Annotated in this window: 1 pseudogene; it reads left to right on the top strand. The window is 71.7% G+C overall.

The features are described from left to right. Window positions 1–160 precede the first annotated feature (160 nt). Window positions 161–501: pseudogene (locus tag FK268_RS24060) on the top strand (amidohydrolase); the annotation flags it as partial.

The following is a 501-nucleotide window of genomic DNA, read 5'->3' as shown; positions in this document are numbered from 1 at the left end:
ACGGCATCAACATCGGCGCGGCGGCCCTCCTCGTGAACGCGCTCCTGGTCCTGGTCTCACGGATCGTGTGGCCGGCGACTGATCCGGTGCCGGGACTGCGTCAGCTGATGCCTGGGCGGCGGCCGCCGGAACGTGCTGCAGTGCTCGAGGGGAACGTCCTGTGACGGCGCACTATGCGGAGGAGACCCTGCTGACCGCCGACGCGGTCCACACGATGGATCCGGAGGCGCGCGTCGTGGAGGCGATCCTGGTCCGCGGCGACAGGGTGGTCGCGAGCGGGACGATCCGGGAAGTCGGGAGCGCGGCCGGGACGGCGGCGCGTCGAGTGGACCTCCCCGGGGCGACGGTGATCCCGGGACTCATCGAGTCGCACGTGCATCCGGTGTACACCGGCCTGACCCAGGACTGGGTGGACTGCCGCTCGCCGCTCCGAGGATCGATCGCAGACATTCAGGGCGCGCTTCGCGCGCGGCTCGCGACGCCCGGCTGGGTGAGGGGATG

It is taken from the genome of Tsukamurella sputi (assembly GCF_007858445.1).
GTDB lineage: Bacteria > Actinomycetota > Actinomycetes > Mycobacteriales > Mycobacteriaceae > Tsukamurella > Tsukamurella sputi.
This window is presented reverse-complemented; position numbering and strand designations above follow the sequence as displayed.